The following is a 16,280-nucleotide window of genomic DNA, read 5'->3' as shown; positions in this document are numbered from 1 at the left end:
TATTACCTAACTATAATTTGCTTTACGTGCAGCCCGAGTAGCAAACCTACCAGTGCCTTTTGCTGCAGCATGGGCTTGCTCTTCTTGAGATTGCTTTTTCCCTTTATCTGCCACTTTTCCATGAACATATGGCAATGCTGCTTTCGCACATGAAGCTCGAAGTTCGGGATCTTGTCTATCATCAGTCCAAATAGATTTTAGATATTCAAGTGGATCTTGAATTGAACCTAGTGGTATCTCATCACGACCTACGAAATGGCCTTGTGCTTGTTCAGGTCCTGATTCAATTTTCTCTACCTTAACTACCTGAACCTGTGACTCCTTCTTCAATCTTGAAGAAGTTAACTTTTCATCCTCTTGAGTTAACTTTTTACTTTTTGGAGTTAACTTTTTAGCAGCAGTTAACTTTTCAATATAGGCGATTATTTCAGGATTTTTCGCAAGTTTTGCTCCTTGCTGCATGGCAGTTTTTTCACTATATCCTGCTGATATTGCTGCATCTTTGTTACTCATGCCATCAGCAACAGCTTGAGCAAATGCTTTACCTTTTGCTGTTAAAGCCATTGCTGCTCCTCAATACGAAAAGTTAACTTTTAACTGAGAAAATTATCTCTTCAAAATGTTTCTAAGTAGGCTAAAACCCTTTGGCTTCAAGCATCTTGTGGATTTCCTGCCAATCGAAAAGTTAACTTTTAGGGCAAAAAGTTAACTTTTGCTGAAAAGGGAAATTTTTTTGTACGTGCGATGGGGGGTGGTGTCCGAGGGCAAAAGGTTTTGAACTTTTGACCTCCCCCCTACCTATTAATCATTTATTCGCGCAGCTTTCGCTTGCTCTTTCATAACGCTTACAAGCATATCCAACTGATCTTCGTAGCTATCACCACACAAGTGGAATAGATCTGCTGAGGCGCGCAACATGATGGTTGAAGCAAAAACTTCTTTCCCTTCATTTTTCTTTATCTCGTCAGAAAATGGCTTGAGCTTTTCATCATAAAGACGATTAGCTGAACGTGATGCAATAACACCTATTTGTGTGATTTGTTTACGCATACTTAAATTCCTCTAGATTCTTTTTGTGTCTTCTTCTTATGACACTCAACGCACAACGATTGCAGGTTCGATTCGTCATCGGTTCCACCCTGTGCAACGTTAACAATATGGTCTAGTTCTAATTGTGTAGTAACACGGCGGCAATGCTGGCATGTCCAGTTATCACGTAGATGAATCTTTTCTTTAAGTCTTCGCCATGGCCTACCACCGCGACCTGATCCCCAGTTCTTTGGCGGTCTAGGTTGCTTAGGTGTGATGGCATCCAGTCTGCTCTGCAATCGCTGTAGCTTTGGCATATTTACTGATCCATATACTCATGGCTGTTTGGTTCTTCCTGCTCTTCGAGTGTTAACAATAATTCGTTGTTCAGGTTCGTCTGCACTTGCAGATGATTGATCAATTGATTGTTCTGTTTTACCACCTCGGTTAGTAAGGTTAGTAATTGCTTTTGTGATGGATTCTTTTGACTGCTCATACATTGCCTTCAGTTTCTGTCGACGTTCTTCACATGATTTACATGACATGATTAATCACCATTCAGATTGGTTTCGATGTTGTGAATCTTACGGCGCTGGTCACGAATGAAATAAGCCAACCCATCAACCAAATGTTGTGGCATATCCATTGGGTGAATCATTGATGCGCCCTTTATGTTTTGCTCATAACGTTCTTTGTTTCGCTTTGCTTCAACTTGATCCATATGCACCACTCCTATTTCATATAGGCAATAAAAAACCACCCGAAGGTGGCTTGAATTTGGAAAAAAATTGATTTGTATACTTTTAAATCATTATTTAATTGGATGTAATTACTTTAAATCACAAAATTATTGTTCCACCCAACCACGTTCCAAATCCTGCAGGGGATAATCTTTGTTGTGTACATAATGAAAACTTAGCGTAATTTCCCCAAAAATCAGGATGAAGATTACTCTCTGATATTGCATCTTGAACAATACTATTCCAAGTTATCATTTGGTCATGATGCAAAATCTGCCACATATCACCCCAACCATGCGGCTCAACAAAATTGAACTTCTCAAAACAACGTTTGCACCCATAAGCAAATAAAAGCTGATCTCCATCAACTAAAATCATAGTCGCTAATGACAATGGGATCATTTTATCTGTAAGAATATCTACCCCACATTCCATGCAGGGCAAAGGATGATATGCTTCGGCTGATACATGCTGTACAAAACCAACCAAGGTTGGCGGTCCGTATTTTTGTAAAATAAACAGCGGCATCCGCCCAACATAAGAACAAATTTCTGAATAGTCATAAACAATAAACTCATAAGAGAAATTTGGATTAAGTGTTATTTGTTCAAACCTATTTTGAAGAGCTGTAGAAACACTAGTTGAATAAAATCCTATAAAGACCTGACAATTATGCTGAGCTAATCGCTCTACAAGTTGGTCTTCATGTTGCTGACCTACTGCTTTACTAGAATTTAAATAGTGTTTACAACTTACTAAACACCTTCTATCATTTTGATCGACAACTATTAAATCTTTTCCACCATCAGGCCCTCTGGATACTCCGCTAATTAGCCTATATCCGAGCCAACCGAAGAAATCTTGAGCAAAAAACTCCCATTGTTCTGGAGTTAATGGTTTAAAAAAATCATCGTACCTATTCATGAATTAAAATCGTTTTGCTAATTATTAAGTTTAATATTCACCAGTGAATGTATACAAATACTAATGGAAACACAATTTTTTGTTTATAAGAACCAAAAAAACCAGCATATTCGAGGTTTAAAGATAGCGAATTCTCCAAAATTAAAAATAACTCAAAAACTTTAAAATATCTTTACAAAAGAAGATCTGAAGTTCGCTTTTGTATGACCTTATATATTTCTTGCAAGAGTTACTTGATCCACGAAACCTTCACCATCAATCGTGTGATCAATCTCACTTGCACCATGAAGGCCAAATAAATACATTAACAATCGGAGCATTTTGCAATCTCTTATTTTCGAGTATTCCAAATTTTCACAGCAAAATTTACAGCTTCTCGCTCATCTTCCCAGTCCACATCGTCATATTGATTACATAACGTATGATCAGGCCATTTAGCAATTTCTGGATCGGAGGATTGTGCACCACACTCATGACAGCTTGCTTGTGCCGACCATAGATTAATGTGCTCACCCTTAAAAAGAGTGGAATCAACCACCACTGAGTCATGTCCACACCATGGGCATGCCAATGGCTTAACATCAGGACGCATATTATTTTCTTGATCAGCATGCCATCGATTACCCATAAAAGACTCCAATGAAGTGAAAACAAAAAAGCCCGACCATTTGATCGAGCTTTGATGTAAGTAAATATCTGGGAGGCGGCATTAAAATTTAAACCACTACGAATAAAGTTAAGCCGCCATTGGGTGCCTTGATATTGCTTTCACGGAACATTTCTCAAGGCAACAAAAAGCCCATCGAATGATGAGCTTTTAAATCAACCAAGTGCGTTAAATACACTTCGGTCACTTATAACATAAATATACACATATATGGTGCACCAAGCAAATATTATTTTGAAAACTTGTTCTCTAACATAAAATCATATAAAACAATGCATTAACTTCTTAAATATAAGCTTAATTGAGTTAAGAATGATTAATTCGTTACATATCAAAAAAATCGCCACATATAATTCTATTGGCGTAGAAATAAATGAACTAAATAAAGTCAATTTTATCTATGGTGGAAACGGTTGTGGAAAAACAACTATTTCAAATTTTCTATTTAATCGCACCCATCCTGATGAATCTGATAACATTTATTCTTCTTGTGAAATTGCATTTAAAAACCAAGAAAAGGTAAAAATTTTAACTTACAATAAAAAGTTCAGGGATCTAAATTTCTATAAAGATGCTGAAATACCAGGTGTTTTCACCTTAGGGGAAGCCTCAGTTGAACAAATACAAGCCATAAATAGCAAAACAGAGGAATTAAATCTAGCGAACAAAGATTTAGGTAAAGTTCAAACTCAAATTGCTAAATTCACAAAACTTTCAGATGATCAAGAAAAAGAATCGATAGATAAATGTTGGAGCGTATTTAAACAGTATGAAGATGATTTCAGACCTGCACTCCTAGGTTCTGGATTTATAGGCTCTAAAGTTAACTTTAGAAAGAAAATTCTAAATACATTACCTATTGGTGGGAGAGTCATCCAACCACATTCCTCTCTTGTTGATCGCACAAAAATTCTTTATTCAACCAAATTAGAAACCCTAGCTACAATTCACCTAAACGAATCAAATCCACTGGAATTCTATGAATTATCAGATATTTGGAAAACTATTATCATCGGTAAAAAAGATTTAGATATAGCTAAATTAATTAATAATTTAAATATTACTGATTGGGTAAATCAAGGACGTTCTTACATCAAAGATTCAACTTGTCCATTCTGCCAAAAAGAAACTATTGATGATGTATTTCAAAGTAGGCTTGAGGAGTATTTTGATAATGAATTCGAAACCAAGGTAGAAAATCTAAAATCTTTGCAAGGAAAATATGAACTTGCATGTACGAATCTGATTAAAGAATTAGAAAACATCTTATCAAAAGAAACGAGTATAAACAGTAAGCTCAATACAAAAGAGTTTGCAATCGAACTAGAAAGTTTTAAAAACCTACTAAGATTAAATATTCAACTATCACGGAAAAAACTAACTAGCATAAGCAGCATAATAAAATTAGACTCATCTAAAGGTATATTTGATGAAATTGTTTCACTTATTAAAAATGCAAATATCGAGATTAAAAATCACAATGATTTAGTCAATTCACACGATCAAGAAACTATTAAATTGATTTCAGAAATTTGGGATTTTTTAACATTTGAAGCTAATCACCGTATTTCATCACATGAAGCACAAATGGGAAATTATGGCAAGGCCCTCAAAGGAATGAAGATATCTGAAGAAAACGGAAAAGTAAAAATTCAGCGCTTAAGAAGTGAACTTTCACAATTAAACTCAAATTCAACAAGTGTTCAACCTGCAGTAGATGAAATTAATCTTTTATTAAAAGGATTTGGTTTTACTAATTTTATGATTGATGAGACTGAAAAGCCTAATCATTACTGGATCAAGCGTGATAATGGTGATAATGCCTTGCACTCACTCAGTGAAGGTGAATCTACATTCATTACATTTTTGTATTATCTACAAGTAGTTAAAGGCTTATCTACTAAAGATGAAGTAGTAACAAACAAAATCTTAGTTATTGATGATCCAATTTCCAGCTTAGATAGTAATGTACTATTTATGGTAAGCACATTAATTAAAAATCTTATAAAAGAAACAATATCCAGTAATAGCACACTTGGTATTAAGCAAATTATCATCCTCACTCATAATGTTTATTTCCATAAAGAGATTTCATTTCAACTCCAAAAGGATGATTCACACCATGTCAATTATTGGATATTAAGAAAAAAAGAGAACACTACATTTATAACAAATCATGGAAAGAACAATCCTATTTCCTCAACATATCAAATGCTATGGAATGATATAAAAGAAGCAAACAACAGTAGTTCAACATCAATACAAAATGTCATCAGGAGAATTCTTGAAAATTATTTCAAAATTTTAGGTAATTACAGCGACACAAAAATTATTGATGAATTTGATACATTTGAAGAACAGAAAATTTGCCAATCACTTTTACATTGGATAAATGATGGGTCTCATTGCATTCCTGATGATTTATTTATTCAACCTATAGATTCAGAAATAGACACTTATCTAGACGTTTTCAAAAAAATCTTTGAAAAATCTGGACATGAGGCACATTATAATATGATGATGGGCATAACTAATCACTAATGATTAGTTATTGTATTTTGGACACTAAACTCTATTTTAACAAATAGAGTTTAGTTCACATATATACTCTAGCCGACAATCCAACCAAGTTTCACCTGCTACTAGATATTTATCAATCACTCTTCTTTCTACCTTACTAAGCTTTTCGAGTGCTCTAATTGATAATCCCTTTAAGTAGTGAAACTCAATCCACTGAAACAAATCAGGCCGTGAAAACTTCAACTGCGTCACTAGATGATCTATAGCAATCAAAGCATCATCATCCAGCACCACCTTGACACCTGCACTCTTTTGCCCCTGTTTTAAACGCATCAGCCCCAGTGACGGCGATTGGTAACTCAACTCACTCGGATTGTAGTGAGAATTTCTCGCCCATTTTCCCCACTGCTCAAGTTCATTCTGCATCATTCGAATTGTTGGCTTAATTTCTGTCACTGCATTCATCCTATTTCCCTCAAAACTTCGCAAATCTTTTAAAAACCAACATAGCTGCATCACGCGCATGCTCATTCGTACGTTCAATCCACCCGGTGCGCTTTTTAAAAACATCGGCCTTTGTTTTGGTTGCATTGGCTGCTGGGTGAATCATTAAGTAATTCAGCTTTTGCTCCTTACACCAATCTTCCCAAATCTGCGCATCTCGCTTGACTGATCCAACACCTTGGGCTTTCTCACGACCACCAGTGAACCAGGTGCGCTTCCGAGCATCTTCAATGAATAAACAGACGTTTTCTTTTCCATAGTGCACAACAAACTCAAGCGTTCGACTCATGGCCTGAGTAATTGTTAAGGATGTAACTTCAAATAGTTCACCACCATTGCCTTTGTCTTCTGCCACGGCGTAGCCCGTGTTCACACCTGTATCGATGCCAATGAGATACTTAGTCAATTTTTGGGCCCCATTCTGCTAGTGAATTGCGTGTTTCTTCTTTACCGCAATATGTACAAACCAAATGCTGTTCAATATCGCCGTGTGCGGCACATCCTCCCAATCATGATCACAAGTCTCTTGTAGGATCGCAGTGGGCGTTAAATGTTGTTCAGTTTGTTCTGGAAGAATTTCAAAGTTCCGATGGCACTGCTTACACCCAAATAATGTAAAACCGATTGCATCAGCCTTTGTAATTGTGTCCACGCAACACTGGTACAGTTGTGTCATTGCTCAACTACCTCAACATCAGCACATAGACACATAAACGGCGTTCCATCATCCAAGCGTCCAAATACACGACCATCTTCAACTCGGTCTAATACGCCGTAACCAGTGAATCGCTTGCCTGAGTAAATCGTTGCTGATTCACCAATAAAATCTACTTTTATGCGATCGCCTTTTTTAGGTTCTGTTTTGTTGTGCCAAACGCGCTTACCATCAACGGTACCAAAGCCACAAATAAGACAAGCAACGTCATAACCATGTTGGCATGGTTGGGTTACATGGTCAGCTGTATCAGAGCGCAAGATGTTAAGGTCTACGCAATGTGCGCAGCGCTTCATAATTTTCATTTGCTTAAAATAGGCGTCAGTAGCGCAACAGTATGTATCTCGTCCTTCAGGTGCACGTTTTAAAATTTCATGCTTTTGTTCGATGGTTAGATTCATGGTTGCACCTCAAATAACTGTTTAGCCTTTTCAGTAGCCTTAAGACTCATAGGGCTTTTGCTGTTTGTCTCCAAATACCCTTCCGCTAAAAGCTGATTTACAAATACATTGGCATTACGTGGTGATATCCCCATCCACTCGGTAACTTCTTTCAAACTGGTTCGTCCAGACTTTTGAATGATTTTTTTCAAGACCAGTACCATGCGTTCGCCTTGTTTCACGGCTTGTTTTGTACTGAAGTTCTGCTGCTTCACACTTCACCCCCAACACGATTAAAAGTCTTCCCTATTCTTGCTGCCAACTCAGGCGGGCAAGGAACACCTGTACGGTTTCGGTCATGATTGTCGAGCTGCTTTGGAGCCTTAGGCTTCACCCACATTTCTTGCGGCTTGCCACTGGCTTTTGCACGGCGTAGATAATCCACATAAATATCTTTGAAAGCGAAATGGGCCGATTTTTGCCCTTCTGCGCTTAACACATGGCGAACTTCATCAAGCACACGCTTGGTCAGCGTTGTGATCTTTGTTTGTGGATCTGATTCAAACTGCATAGCCTTTGCCCACGCCATATCAGCAGTCCACCAATCACCGCCCTGTTCACACCAGCTACGGAATGTCGGTAAATTCTTCGGGCACCACTCCTCTGAGTTCATGCGCGTCAAACCACGTGCGATATCTGCAGGAGTTAGGCCATTTAGGACTGTGCAAGCCAACTGAACAAGTTCTTGGTTGTCTTTATAAACTTCAAAGTTCTTTCTGAAAGATTCGCCGTATAGTGCGCTCATGCGATCCAACACCATCTCAGCCACTTCGACTGGGAAATCAATCGCAAATGCTTGCTCAAATAATTGGATATTGCTCATGCACACTCTCCTTGAACATCACGCATCGGTGCTGGTTGATGTGCTTGGCTACCAAATCGACGGCGTTCCAAAGGTTGTTGAACTGGTGCTTGTGGTTGCGAAGTGCGGCTTTGCTCGTTGAAATACCACTGTGCCTCAAATGCTGCCCAAGGTTTTTGACGGTTTAAGCAATACTCAATGCCTTGAGTAAAAGTTAAATTTGCTTTTGCAATTTGGCTTTCAAGAAGTTTGAATGCACGTTCGGTATTCACCCCGCCTTTTGCCTTACGAACCTGCATAAATTCAGTTGCAGTTTTTTCAGATACACCGTTTTTGATCAACGTAGATTTGAAATCAAATTTATCCGCCTTTGTTTTCTCTGATTTCTCAGAAACAGATTTCGATTCCTCAGGCGTATTAATATTTGTTTTTGTATTAGTTGTTTTATAGTTGTTATTGTGGGTCGATTTTTTAGAGTGCGTGCTATCTAAAGTTTCGACTGCACTATCTAAAGATTCGACGGCGATATTTTCGCTATCTAAAATATCGACTGCAAAAATACTATCAGTTAGCTCATATTTTGCAGGCTGATTAGTAAACGATTTACGCACCACAATTCCAAGTTCGACTAACTTTTCACAACCTTTCAAAACTGAGTCTTTGTTGTAGCCAGTGCCTTCGACAAGCTGAGAAACACTGATGCTATCTGTTGATTTATTCCAACCACGTGTTTTGCGTGCAATGAATAAATAACAAGCCAATGCAGGCCCTTTCATAAGTGCCATATACCCCTTGTCGATCAAGTCGTTAGGTAGCATGAATGCGTTTGAAATAAAGTTACTCATTTATGCAATAACCCCGCAGCAGCAACGAGCGCTGTCAATCTTGTTAATCCAAAGGCTGTAATGCGAGCTTGGGTGTACACCTTGTCACCCTCTACACATGCAATCACCTGTGAAACCTTGTTTACCATTACCTTTTGCTCTACTCGTTGCGCGTATGCACATAACCGTCGGTGACGGCTGTTTTCTCTAAATACCCAGCGCTTCTTCAACATGAAGTCAATGAGCTTTGATTCTTGGATGCCGATGGTCTTTGCTGAATCACGGATTGAATAAGTGTTTACCGTGTCTGCAATCACATCCATCACCTGTGCCTTAGGCTCTAACACGGCGACATGGTCCTTAAGCGCTTGGTTTTCTTGTTCAGCAGCTAAGGCCAATTGGATTAGCTCCATTCGGCTGAGTTCGACAGGCTTTGCCGTTTGGCTTTCCAACTCATACCAACGCTTCACCAGTAGCGCCGTGAATTGAGGGCAAAGCTGTGCAACCACGGTAATGCTGTCTAATTTCCCTTGCTCACCGCTAAAAACGTATGCATCAGAGAATCTATTAGGACTAAGTGACTGTTTGTTCTCAACTTTCGCCATTGGCGGTAGTTGAATTACGTCCTTATTGGCTAAACGCTCAATAGAAAGCTTCACATTGCGCGGTTCGGTATGAACAATCTGAGCAATTTCAATGTGATTGATTGAACCGGCAATCGTATGTGGTATAATTGGCATATTCATTAAGATGTACCCTCTGAATTGAATACCGAAAAAGCCTGATCTCAACTCTCAGGCTTTTTCTCTTTTTAAAGCCGACAAATATTTACCTGCCTCTTTTTCTAAAGCCACACGTAAACCGCGCAGGTTTGCTTCCATCTCTTCCAAGATTTGAACTGTGTCTGCCAATTCCGACGGCGTTACAACACCATCTGCCATAACATCTGCAATATGCTGATTCACATGACCGTTATTAATATTGATTTGCAGAAGACGCTCTAAAACGCTCACCTGATGTTCTTTTTCTTCAGCCTGATTTGCTGGTACACACATCAAACCCAACTTATGCGCCCACGCTTTTACCAATGCTGGATTGCGTGTAAATATCATCATTGATTCAATGGCTTTCACTGTTGGCAAATGCTGGTCCATATTCGGGTTTGCATAGTTCAGAACAGTTTTATGAGAAACACCAAGCACCTGAGCAATGTCTTTAGGTTCGATACCTGCTGTGTTATGAATCATTGTGTGTAAAGCATTCTTTGCTTCACGGCTTAGAGTTAGTTCGCTCATATGTGAATCCCTTTGATTTTTCACGTTTCTTTTAAAAGACAATTAACTCAAACTTGCTTTAGAAACTTTTGATGCTTTTTTCTTTAAAAAAAGATTTGGATGTTTGAGTTTTTCACTCGCAGGGATACCACGCGTCTTCCAGTTTTGAACACGCTGAACTTGGTAGCTTAAGAGGTTAGCAAGTGCCGTGGCCCCCCCATGCGATTCGATAATCTTTTTATCAGATTCAATTTGATTCATTTTGCACCAATAAAACATTTTGTTTCATGGAGAATAAAACACTATGTTGTTAGTTGTCAATCATAGTGTTTTACACAAAATGTGTACTTTCTGAGAAAATGAATAACTAATGAATAAGGGTTGTTTTAATAATGAGCACCAAAGAAATCCACCCAACTATGCAGCGTATTTATGATGCAACCAGCTTAAATGGGTCTGATTTGGCTGCATCAATTAATGAATCTCCCCAAACAATTTATAACTGGGATAAACGTGGGGTTTCCAAAAAGGGAGCTTTCGCAATTTCTCAAAAACATAAAATTGATATTGGTTGGATTCTTACAGGTGATGGTGAGCCAAGGATTGAATCAATTTCTAGAAACACTTCAAATGCAGCCCCTATGTCAGGTGGCTGGGTTCCAGTAAAGTCATACAGCAAGATGGGTTATGACGGCTTTTACACTGAAATGGGCTTTTTAGGCAATGGTGGAGATGGTTACGTTCCTTCATTAACCGCAGGACCAAATGCTTATGCTGTAAAAGGTACAGGTGATTCAATGTATCCAGCTATTAGAAGCGGTTGGTACATCGTTTGCGATCCTGACGCAACACCTACCCCAACAGAGTTTGTTGAAGTACGACTAAACGATGGTAGAAGAACCATCAAAGAGTTGATTGGTGTCGTTGGTGGTCTACTTCACTTGCTTTCAGTAAATGGCGAAAAGCGTATGACATTTGAACTGTCAGAAGTGGATGCAATTATCGCTGTAACAGATATTGTTCCGCCGAGTAGACATGTTCAGGAATACCCAACAATGCAGATAAAAAATATAACTTACGAGTAATCATCTATAAAACATAAACCGCCATATTGGCGGTTTTTTTTCGTCTTAAAATCATTTTGTTTTATTTTTTACTTGACTGATTAAAACAATTTGTTTTATTGTTCTTAAAACAAAATGATTGTTTTACTCACTCGAAAAAGGTAATCCGTAATGACAAAACAAACCTCCTTCTGCCAAACCCTTAGCAATTTGCAACATGGCTATTCGCTTCAAGAACTTGACCAATTGCTTACAGAAGCGCTTCAAGCATCACAAGACACAGGCAAGGTCAGCAAAGTAAGTGTGACCTTGACTATCAAGCCTAATGGCGCTGGCACATACAAAATCACAGACGACATCAAGTCGACGCTTCCTAAGTTTGAAAAAGAGGCAACGCTATTGTTTACAGATGGAGAACAGCAACTTGTTCGTGAAGATCCACGCCAACAAAAATTAAAACTTGAGCAAGTTCAGTCAAGCGGCCCAATTGATCTGAAAGGCATTCCTGCTGATTCAAAACCACAAATTAAACCACTTAATTAATTCTTCCTTACCCCCTCAACCTCACTATAAACAGGTGCTTTATGAATAACGAAACAAATCAAAACAACGATTTAGATGCTTATCGCGCAGGTCAGCTTTCACAACAATATGCAAATACGAATCTTCCGTTTGTTGTGGTGCCAGGCGAAGGTAAAGTTCACACCTTCCCTGAAACCCTTGATCGCCCTTTACAGCTTCAGCAAACGGTAAGCTTACATACAGCCAAAGACTTCATTGGTTACGTAAATCGTTTCGCTGATACGAATTCGGTCATTTTCGTTAATGTCCTTGGCGGTAAGATTCAAGCCGTTCTTGATTACCACGAAGCTACACCTGTTGAAGAATATGGATCTAATGCCAAGCAACGTCTTTGCTCTCATAAAGCCATCTTCAATGTTCAACAAACACCTGAGTTCAAAAAAATCAGTGAGAAATCGGGTGAATCAATGTCTCAGTCTGACTTTGCATTGTTCTTAGAAGATGTAATGCCATACATCAATCAACCAGCAGCTGCCGAACTTTATGAAATTGTCAGCACCTTGTCTGCAAAAACCAGTGTCGACTTTAAATCAGGTGTTCGTACTGACAATGGTCAAGTATCTATCACTTATAACGAAAACATTGATGCCAGCGCAGGTCGTGAAGGCAAATTGAATATTCCTGAGCAAATTGTATTTGGTATTCAGGTTCACCGTGGCGGCAGTCACTATGCCCTACCTGCTCGTTTCCGCTATCGCATTAAAGATGGCAATTTACGCATGTGGTATGACCTTGATCAGCTAGAAAAAGCTATCGAAAAGTCTATGGAAGACACAGTTACATATATCAGTGAAGGCAAAGTGATTGATAACGGTGATGGCACTGAAACAGCTCAATTAGGTGTTCATTCTCACGTAACAATTTTGGAAGGCTCTGTTAGCTAAATAACAGGCATTAAAAAGCCCTGATAACTTTGCACGGCGATCAGGGCCCAATGTAAACACTTGTACGCTTACGGGGCTAATTATGAATCAACGCGTATCGCATAGCAAATTACCTGAGTTTGGCGCAACCAAAAGCCAAACATCTGCAATCCTCTACCAAGAACCGACCTTGGAAGAAATCAATCCACCAATTAAACCATGGGTTGAACGTTTTAAGAATTTCACAGCAACCGCAATTGTAGCTGCGTGTCTATTCGGTACTGGGGTAGTCATCCTTAAAGGCTGTGCCGACGATGTTGAACATCAGAAAGCAATGGCTGTTAAACACCAATTGCAATTTGGCACTGGGAAATAGGTTCAGTTAAACGCCAAAAACGGAAAAGAAATAATGAATATTTCGAGCAATTATTTGCGCACTTTCAAGAATAAATCAGAATTTTGCGCAGACATTTGCTCAATAGGTGAAGTCATGAGTAGTAAAGAATTAAAAATTAAGAACATTGATGTAGGTGTAGCTCCGAGTGCAATAGCTCAAGATATTTTCTACAAGGCAGTTTCACCAGTAATGGGCATTCTTAAACAAGAAGGCAGTGATTCCGTAAAAGAATTTTCATTTTGCACTATGTGGTTAGCCATGGGCTTGTATGTAAATAACTTAAGTACCAAAGATGCCGAGAAAGCTCTAAATCATGCAACAGCCAACATAATCATCCAGTTAAAGAAATTACGGAGTGAAGATCAGGAGCAAGGTCATGATTAAACAATTAACACGTGTCGATTTGCCTGAAGACCTTTGCTGGTGGTTTCACTCTGATTTTCATTCCATTGATCCAATGTCAGCCTGTGACGAAGAACGTGGCTACACTCCCGAAGAATGGGAGCAGCTTCAAGCAAACGGCAATATTGATATTTTAATCGATACTTCTGTTGATCTTGAGGAAATCGATCCTAATGCAAATGGTGAGTGGAAAGGCTTCGTACCTACTCCACCATCACCAGAACATTTTTTAATGGCTTCGTTTGATACAGAGCATTTGGACAGCGCTGTTTTTTGGTGGGCTAAAGAGCGTTTACCGCATTCTGTGCAGCAAAGTCTGGGAGAGGTTTCATGAAGACTCCAACACTTGAGCAATTTTTAAAGGATATTGCAAGTCACCAACTTACAGTAAACCTAGATCAAGGTGTGTTCCGTGATTTAACGCTTGCACGTCCAAACACCGTTTCTATGCATTACAACATCACAACTCGCCCAGGCTATTTGGTTATCACTGGTGATATGGGATCTTTTGTATTTACTCGATTGAATGACATGTTCAAGTTCTTCCGTAGTGATGATGGCTATGAGATTAATCTTGGTTATTGGGAAGAAAAACTCGAAGCTGTTAATCGCGGAAATGGTGCACAAGCATTCTCTGTAGATACCGTTTCCCAAATTCTAAAGGATCACCTAAATGATCACTTAGAGGGTTTGGATTGTGGTCATTCAACATCTGACGAGGCAAAAGCCGAGGAAGCAAAAGAAGCAATTCAAAATCTAATTGGATTAGCTGAATCAGATGAACATGACTTCTATTCAAAACTACGTGAATGGGATCCGAAATATGACGGCGGCGTAGATATGGAATGTTGGTGGGAATGGGATTTTAAAGACTATACCTACCACTACATTTGGTGCTGTTACGCAATAGTACATGCAATCAAGCTTTACGATGCTGAGATGTCGAAGGAGCAAAGTCATGTATGACCTACTCCCCCATGAGCTGATTATTGACAACTTTGCAGGCGGTGGCGGTACTAGTACTGGCCTTGAGCAAGCTTTCAATCGCCCTGTTGATGTTGCAATCAACCATGACCCAAAAGCGCTAGCAATGCATCGAGTGAATCATCCTGAAACTAAGCACTATTGCGAAAGCGTTTGGGATATTAATCCGATTGAAGTTACTGGCAATCAACCTGTAGGCCTCGTTTGGCTTTCACCTGACTGCAAGCACTTTTCTAAAGCTAAAGGTGGAAAGCCAGTAGAGAAAAAAATTCGCGGTTTAGCTTGGGTTGCACTCCGTTGGGCTGCAAAGGTTCGCCCTCGAGTAATCATGCTTGAGAATGTTGAAGAATTTAAAACTTGGGGACATCTCAACTCAAAGGGTATGCCTTGCCCTGTGCGAAAAGGAAGGACTTTTAATAGTTTTGTTAATGCTTTAAAGAACCAAGGTTATGAAGTCGATTATCGTGAATTACGAGCATGTGATTTCGGTTCACCGACTATTCGTAAACGCTTCTTTTTAATTGCTCGTCGTGATGGCTTACCTATTCAATGGCCTGTGCCTACCCATGATCATCCTGAATCCATCCAGGTGAAGAAAGGCAAATTGAAGCCATGGCGAACGGCGGCTGAATGCATTGATTGGTCAATTGAATGCCCAAGCATTTTCACACGTACACGTCCGCTTGCAACTGCAACACTTGAGCGCATTGCGGGTGGTCTTAAGAAGTTTGTTTTTGATAATCCCGATCCGTTCATTATTAATGGTATGGCACCAGTTTTAACAGAATGTGCAAATGCATCACACAAACGGTCAATGCCAATTAATGAGCCGCTGCGGACTATCTGCGCGCAAACTAAAGGTGGACATCATGCACTCATTGCTCCAAGCCTTGTAGTAAACACTTCGGGACATCATGGGAATAATGTGATGAATCCCTTACACACAATTGCAACTGGTGGGCATCACGGCTTAGTGTCGGCATTTTTAGCCAAAAACTATACTGGTGTTGTAGGTAGTTCAGCAAAAGAACCTGTCCATACAATTACAGCCAAGGACCATAATTCACTTGTTGTCAGTCATTTATCGAAGATGAAGAACAACTGCATTGGTCAGGAGTTGAGTGAACCGATCCACACCATGACCACTGTTAATCAGTTTGCAGAGGTACGCGCTTTTCTAACTGCCTTCTATGGCAATGAGAAAGACGGTAATTCAATTGGGGAGCCTTTACGCACTATTCCAACACGTGACCGGTTCGGATTGGTAACTGTAGGCCAACAGCAATATCAAATTGTAGATATTGGTTTCCGTATGCTTCAACCAGTAGAGCTATTCAAAGCTCAAGGTTTTCCTGATTCTTATATTTTTGAAAAAGGATTGGATGAACATGGTAGCGAAATTCGCCTGACTAAGACTGAACAAACAAGAATGGTAGGTAACTCAGTCTGCCCTCAGTTATCTCGAGCATTAGTTGAAGCCAACTTTAAACATGAAAGTAAATATCGAGGTGCAGCATGAATGAGGAACTCTTAGAGCTACTTTCGCGCT

At 39.3% G+C, this 16,280-nt stretch carries 25 protein-coding genes; 9 read left to right on the top strand and 16 right to left on the bottom strand.

Going from position 1 to position 16,280, the window contains the following annotated elements; genetic code table 11:
• Nucleotides 1-6: 6 nt before the first annotated feature.
• The 7 genes from JZ787_RS12180 to JZ787_RS12150 form a co-directional block, all read right to left on the bottom strand.
• Entirely contained in the window at nt 7-564 is a 558-nt protein-coding gene (locus tag JZ787_RS12180) for a terminase small subunit (protein ID WP_346312415.1), read from the bottom strand.
• A gap of 237 nt (nt 565-801) precedes the next feature.
• The gene (locus tag JZ787_RS12175) at nt 802-1,050 is read right to left on the bottom strand and encodes a hypothetical protein (protein WP_346312414.1); all 249 of its coding nucleotides are present in this window, start codon (nt 1,048-1,050) and stop codon (nt 802-804) included.
• 2 nt (nt 1,051-1,052) lie between these two features.
• Nucleotides 1,053-1,346: an HNH endonuclease gene (locus JZ787_RS12170; RefSeq protein WP_346312413.1), complete on the bottom strand. Its 294-nt coding sequence runs from the start codon at nt 1,344-1,346 to the stop codon at nt 1,053-1,055.
• Between the two features lie 2 nt (nt 1,347-1,348).
• Nucleotides 1,349-1,525 (bottom strand): hypothetical protein, encoded by a 177-nt coding sequence (locus JZ787_RS12165; protein WP_171522828.1) that lies wholly within the window; start codon nt 1,523-1,525, stop codon nt 1,349-1,351.
• Between the two features lie 51 nt (nt 1,526-1,576).
• Nucleotides 1,577-1,750 (bottom strand): hypothetical protein, encoded by a 174-nt coding sequence (locus tag JZ787_RS12160; RefSeq protein WP_262470321.1) that lies wholly within the window; start codon nt 1,748-1,750, stop codon nt 1,577-1,579.
• A gap of 118 nt (nt 1,751-1,868) precedes the next feature.
• Nucleotides 1,869-2,693, bottom strand: a complete 825-nt coding sequence (locus JZ787_RS12155) for a restriction endonuclease (protein ID WP_346312412.1) — start codon at nt 2,691-2,693, stop codon at nt 1,869-1,871.
• A gap of 331 nt (nt 2,694-3,024) precedes the next feature.
• A complete protein-coding gene (locus JZ787_RS12150) occupies nt 3,025-3,321 on the bottom strand; it encodes a hypothetical protein (RefSeq protein WP_346312411.1) in 297 nt (98 codons plus the stop codon).
• A gap of 351 nt (nt 3,322-3,672) precedes the next feature.
• On the opposite strand from JZ787_RS12150, the gene JZ787_RS12145 reads away from it, so the two are divergent.
• Entirely contained in the window at nt 3,673-5,901 is a 2,229-nt protein-coding gene (locus tag JZ787_RS12145) for an AAA family ATPase (protein WP_346312410.1), read from the top strand.
• Nucleotides 5,902-5,937: 36 nt separating this feature from the next.
• Here JZ787_RS12145 and JZ787_RS12140 read toward each other — a convergent pair whose 3' ends face one another.
• From JZ787_RS12140 to JZ787_RS12100, 9 genes are all read right to left on the bottom strand, one after another.
• Nucleotides 5,938-6,345, bottom strand: a complete 408-nt coding sequence (locus JZ787_RS12140; protein WP_346312409.1) for an antiterminator Q family protein — start codon at nt 6,343-6,345, stop codon at nt 5,938-5,940.
• A gap of 10 nt (nt 6,346-6,355) precedes the next feature.
• The gene (locus JZ787_RS12135; protein WP_346312408.1) at nt 6,356-6,790 is read right to left on the bottom strand and encodes a hypothetical protein; all 435 of its coding nucleotides are present in this window, start codon (nt 6,788-6,790) and stop codon (nt 6,356-6,358) included.
• 266 nt (nt 6,791-7,056) lie between these two features.
• A complete protein-coding gene (locus JZ787_RS12130; protein WP_346312407.1) occupies nt 7,057-7,500 on the bottom strand; it encodes a hypothetical protein in 444 nt (147 codons plus the stop codon).
• The gene (locus JZ787_RS12125) at nt 7,497-7,754 is read right to left on the bottom strand and encodes a winged helix-turn-helix domain-containing protein (protein WP_346312406.1); all 258 of its coding nucleotides are present in this window, start codon (nt 7,752-7,754) and stop codon (nt 7,497-7,499) included. The genes JZ787_RS12130 and JZ787_RS12125 overlap by 4 nt, the downstream gene beginning before the upstream one ends.
• Nucleotides 7,751-8,362, bottom strand: coding sequence for a restriction endonuclease (locus JZ787_RS12120; RefSeq protein WP_346312405.1), 612 nt, complete (start codon nt 8,360-8,362; stop codon nt 7,751-7,753). Before JZ787_RS12120 ends, JZ787_RS12125 begins: the two co-directional genes overlap by 4 nt.
• Nucleotides 8,359-9,186, bottom strand: coding sequence for a replication protein (locus JZ787_RS12115; RefSeq protein ID WP_346312404.1), 828 nt, complete (start codon nt 9,184-9,186; stop codon nt 8,359-8,361). The genes JZ787_RS12120 and JZ787_RS12115 overlap by 4 nt, the downstream gene beginning before the upstream one ends.
• Nucleotides 9,183-9,911, bottom strand: a complete 729-nt coding sequence (locus JZ787_RS12110; protein WP_346312403.1) for a phage antirepressor KilAC domain-containing protein — start codon at nt 9,909-9,911, stop codon at nt 9,183-9,185. Before JZ787_RS12110 ends, JZ787_RS12115 begins: the two co-directional genes overlap by 4 nt.
• A gap of 48 nt (nt 9,912-9,959) precedes the next feature.
• On the bottom strand, nt 9,960-10,460 hold the full coding sequence (locus JZ787_RS12105; protein WP_346312402.1) for a phage regulatory CII family protein: 501 nt from the start codon (nt 10,458-10,460) through the stop codon (nt 9,960-9,962).
• Between the two features lie 42 nt (nt 10,461-10,502).
• A complete protein-coding gene (locus JZ787_RS12100) occupies nt 10,503-10,700 on the bottom strand; it encodes a hypothetical protein (RefSeq protein WP_004694161.1) in 198 nt (65 codons plus the stop codon).
• Nucleotides 10,701-10,831: 131 nt separating this feature from the next.
• Here JZ787_RS12100 and JZ787_RS12095 point away from each other — a divergent pair, with 131 nt between their 5' ends.
• The 8 genes from JZ787_RS12095 to JZ787_RS12060 all read left to right on the top strand — a co-directional run bounded on the left by JZ787_RS12095 (nt 10,832) and on the right by JZ787_RS12060 (nt 16,250).
• A complete protein-coding gene (locus JZ787_RS12095) occupies nt 10,832-11,524 on the top strand; it encodes a S24 family peptidase (RefSeq protein WP_346312401.1) in 693 nt (230 codons plus the stop codon).
• A 150-nt stretch (nt 11,525-11,674) separates the two neighbouring features.
• Complete coding sequence (locus JZ787_RS12090) at nt 11,675-12,046, top strand: hypothetical protein (protein ID WP_178904635.1); 372 nt, start codon at nt 11,675-11,677, stop codon at nt 12,044-12,046.
• 41 nt (nt 12,047-12,087) lie between these two features.
• Nucleotides 12,088-12,969, top strand: coding sequence for a DUF2303 family protein (locus JZ787_RS12085; protein WP_346312400.1), 882 nt, complete (start codon nt 12,088-12,090; stop codon nt 12,967-12,969).
• A gap of 82 nt (nt 12,970-13,051) precedes the next feature.
• Complete coding sequence (locus JZ787_RS12080; protein ID WP_346312399.1) at nt 13,052-13,324, top strand: hypothetical protein; 273 nt, start codon at nt 13,052-13,054, stop codon at nt 13,322-13,324.
• Between the two features lie 114 nt (nt 13,325-13,438).
• Complete coding sequence (locus tag JZ787_RS12075) at nt 13,439-13,729, top strand: hypothetical protein (protein ID WP_131229973.1); 291 nt, start codon at nt 13,439-13,441, stop codon at nt 13,727-13,729.
• The gene (locus JZ787_RS12070; protein ID WP_346312398.1) at nt 13,722-14,081 is read left to right on the top strand and encodes a hypothetical protein; all 360 of its coding nucleotides are present in this window, start codon (nt 13,722-13,724) and stop codon (nt 14,079-14,081) included. Before JZ787_RS12075 ends, JZ787_RS12070 begins: the two co-directional genes overlap by 8 nt.
• Nucleotides 14,078-14,713 carry a hypothetical protein gene (locus JZ787_RS12065; RefSeq protein ID WP_346312397.1) on the top strand — a complete coding sequence of 212 codons (636 nt, stop codon included), beginning with the start codon at nt 14,078-14,080 and terminating at the stop codon, nt 14,711-14,713. The genes JZ787_RS12070 and JZ787_RS12065 overlap by 4 nt, the downstream gene beginning before the upstream one ends.
• Nucleotides 14,706-16,250: a DNA cytosine methyltransferase gene (locus tag JZ787_RS12060; RefSeq protein WP_346312396.1), complete on the top strand. Its 1,545-nt coding sequence runs from the start codon at nt 14,706-14,708 to the stop codon at nt 16,248-16,250. Before JZ787_RS12065 ends, JZ787_RS12060 begins: the two co-directional genes overlap by 8 nt.
• Nucleotides 16,251-16,280: the final 30 nt, after the last annotated feature.

The organism is Acinetobacter sp. BWR-L5, from assembly GCF_039655985.1.
In the GTDB taxonomy this organism is placed as follows: Bacteria; Pseudomonadota; Gammaproteobacteria; order Pseudomonadales; family Moraxellaceae; genus Acinetobacter; species Acinetobacter johnsonii.
This window is presented reverse-complemented; position numbering and strand designations above follow the sequence as displayed.

Bases quoted from the DNA above. Each gene is read 5' to 3' on its own strand.
- JZ787_RS12180 (WP_346312415.1), bottom strand. From the start codon at position 564: ATGGCTTTAACAGCAAAAGGTAAAGCATTTGCTCAAGCTGTTGCTGAT.
- JZ787_RS12175 (WP_346312414.1), bottom strand. From the start codon at position 1,050: ATGCGTAAACAAATCACACAAATAGGTGTTATTGCATCACGTTCAGCT.
- JZ787_RS12170 (WP_346312413.1), bottom strand. From the start codon at position 1,346: ATGCCAAAGCTACAGCGATTGCAGAGCAGACTGGATGCCATCACACCT.
- JZ787_RS12165 (WP_171522828.1), bottom strand. From the start codon at position 1,525: ATGAGCAGTCAAAAGAATCCATCACAAAAGCAATTACTAACCTTACTA.
- JZ787_RS12160 (WP_262470321.1), bottom strand. From the start codon at position 1,750: ATGGATCAAGTTGAAGCAAAGCGAAACAAAGAACGTTATGAGCAAAAC.
- JZ787_RS12155 (WP_346312412.1), bottom strand. From the start codon at position 2,693: ATGAATAGGTACGATGATTTTTTTAAACCATTAACTCCAGAACAATGG.
- JZ787_RS12150 (WP_346312411.1), bottom strand. From the start codon at position 3,321: ATGGGTAATCGATGGCATGCTGATCAAGAAAATAATATGCGTCCTGAT.
- JZ787_RS12145 (WP_346312410.1), top strand. From the start codon at position 3,673: ATGATTAATTCGTTACATATCAAAAAAATCGCCACATATAATTCTATT.
- JZ787_RS12140 (WP_346312409.1), bottom strand. From the start codon at position 6,345: ATGAATGCAGTGACAGAAATTAAGCCAACAATTCGAATGATGCAGAAT.
- JZ787_RS12130 (WP_346312407.1), bottom strand. From the start codon at position 7,500: ATGAATCTAACCATCGAACAAAAGCATGAAATTTTAAAACGTGCACCT.
- JZ787_RS12120 (WP_346312405.1), bottom strand. From the start codon at position 8,362: ATGAGCAATATCCAATTATTTGAGCAAGCATTTGCGATTGATTTCCCA.
- JZ787_RS12115 (WP_346312404.1), bottom strand. From the start codon at position 9,186: ATGAGTAACTTTATTTCAAACGCATTCATGCTACCTAACGACTTGATC.
- JZ787_RS12110 (WP_346312403.1), bottom strand. From the start codon at position 9,911: ATGAATATGCCAATTATACCACATACGATTGCCGGTTCAATCAATCAC.
- JZ787_RS12105 (WP_346312402.1), bottom strand. From the start codon at position 10,460: ATGAGCGAACTAACTCTAAGCCGTGAAGCAAAGAATGCTTTACACACA.
- JZ787_RS12100 (WP_004694161.1), bottom strand. From the start codon at position 10,700: ATGAATCAAATTGAATCTGATAAAAAGATTATCGAATCGCATGGGGGG.
- JZ787_RS12095 (WP_346312401.1), top strand. From the start codon at position 10,832: ATGAGCACCAAAGAAATCCACCCAACTATGCAGCGTATTTATGATGCA.
- JZ787_RS12090 (WP_178904635.1), top strand. From the start codon at position 11,675: ATGACAAAACAAACCTCCTTCTGCCAAACCCTTAGCAATTTGCAACAT.
- JZ787_RS12085 (WP_346312400.1), top strand. From the start codon at position 12,088: ATGAATAACGAAACAAATCAAAACAACGATTTAGATGCTTATCGCGCA.
- JZ787_RS12080 (WP_346312399.1), top strand. From the start codon at position 13,052: ATGAATCAACGCGTATCGCATAGCAAATTACCTGAGTTTGGCGCAACC.
- JZ787_RS12075 (WP_131229973.1), top strand. From the start codon at position 13,439: ATGAGTAGTAAAGAATTAAAAATTAAGAACATTGATGTAGGTGTAGCT.
- JZ787_RS12070 (WP_346312398.1), top strand. From the start codon at position 13,722: ATGATTAAACAATTAACACGTGTCGATTTGCCTGAAGACCTTTGCTGG.
- JZ787_RS12065 (WP_346312397.1), top strand. From the start codon at position 14,078: ATGAAGACTCCAACACTTGAGCAATTTTTAAAGGATATTGCAAGTCAC.
- JZ787_RS12060 (WP_346312396.1), top strand. From the start codon at position 14,706: ATGTATGACCTACTCCCCCATGAGCTGATTATTGACAACTTTGCAGGC.